This is a genomic window from Methylobacillus sp. (assembly GCF_036844465.1).
Taxonomy (GTDB): Bacteria; Pseudomonadota; Gammaproteobacteria; order Burkholderiales; family Methylophilaceae; genus Methylobacillus.
This window is the reverse complement of sequence record NZ_DAIUFW010000040.1, coordinates 1-1,585: the sequence shown is the minus strand read 5'-3', so window position 1 is coordinate 1,585 and position 1,585 is coordinate 1. Positions and strand designations below refer to the sequence as shown.

General features: G+C 47.8%; 2 protein-coding genes. Both read right to left on the bottom strand.

What is annotated here, in order from left to right; all coding sequences use genetic code 11:
- Positions 1 to 482 (bottom strand): TorF family putative porin (locus V7Z75_RS14160; protein ID WP_334109291.1); only part of this gene is annotated, 482 nt, incomplete at its 3' end.
- Positions 483 to 934: 452 nt separating this feature from the next.
- Positions 935 to 1,282: a hypothetical protein gene (locus V7Z75_RS14155; protein WP_334109290.1), complete on the bottom strand. Its 348-nt coding sequence runs from the start codon at positions 1,280 to 1,282 to the stop codon at positions 935 to 937.
- Positions 1,283 to 1,585: the final 303 nt, after the last annotated feature.

The window sequence follows — 1,585 nt, the reverse complement described above, 5'->3', positions numbered from 1 at the left end:
AAGAAATCAGTCACGGCACGCGAGTATTTCAAGGTGAACCACTCATAGGAAACAGCACCATTGAGCTCCAGCGTATTGGCGGATTCTCCGGTTAACTTGTCGTTATCAGGATAGTAAAACTGCAGGAAACCTACATCATAACCAATGCCGGTATCACCAAAAGTATTGGCGAAGCCACCATATATATCGATTTCCGAGGTATTGCCATATAGCGCGTCTTTATCAACATTGGTCGCCCATACACCAAGATATGCGCCGCTGCTGTGCGCATAATCAAAGCCGCCCTGGATAGCCGGACGCTCTCTGGTGTATGTAATACCCCGGAAGACATATTGGCCAAAAAGGCCGATATTGGCAGTCAACGAATGAGGTGATTCTTCCTCTGCTGCCGATACAGCCTCTTCCGCTAATACAGGGGTGGCAATTGCCAGGCCCAGGCCTAGCAGGTTTGCATATAAAAAACCTTTTACCGCATGTTGCATTGTGAATCCTCCTTGAGTTCCCTATCCCGATCAAATAAAAGCAGCCATGGTCATTCCATTGAAGCACGTCGTTTTTTCTTTTTTTCACAGACAGTTGTCTGGATAACGCCGATGCTTTATCAAGGGCTTTCCATGGCTACAATCAATACGAACCATACAGACAATTACCGTATTCTCGATATACAAAACTGGCAAAGGTGCTCCCCGCATTACAAAATGCAATGCAGTATTATTGGAGTCCATGCACGAGCTGCGCTTCACCATGCATTACGGTTTGTGAACGATAACGGCTGGATAGTCAATCTGGAACTCTCTTCAAGAGGTACTACCAAAGAGGTACTTGCCAACCATAGCAACCATCATGAAACAGCTATGGAGTTTGTCTGCTCTTGGCAAACGCAGGCCAGGCTGCCATTACACCTCCAGGGATTCCAGGCCGAAAGGTTAACGCGCTACTGCTGGTCGGAATGCTGCTGGATTTCAATCAATTGACAACGCAACGTCCTGGATTCAACAAGGGCTGCCTCCAGCAATGATTCTGAAATTTCCAACGCGGCATGCAATTCATTCTGGCGCTTGAGCAAATCGCCCAGCCTTGACTCCAGCATGTGCAATTCATGGTCATACTGTCGCTGGAATTCGAGAGATTTCTGGTCGGCTTCCGCCACCGATGGCTGCAACCTCCTTACCATCCATGCCGGCAATTCCTGCAAAGCCTGCACTCCTTCGCCATCCTTGATCGAACGAATCACTTTAGCCAACACTTGCATATGCGCTGCAGTGATAATCTTCCAAGCCATTCGTTTTCCCCTATACTGCAGAATCACCATGACCGAGCAGTATATTCATGTTGATCAAGGTGTTACAAACAATCTCCGCACCTGCCAATCAAAAAATACGCGGTATTCCCATACCGCGTATTTTCACACTCACCCAAAGATCAGGCAGCCATTTGAGCGCGAAGCTCCTCTTCTATTTCAAAAATGTCGCCCACGATACCATACTTGGCAATCGTGAAAATAGATGCGCCCGGATCAGTGTTGACAGCCACGATTGTCGGCACATGCTTCATGCCTGCCATGTGCTGGATAGAACCGGAAATA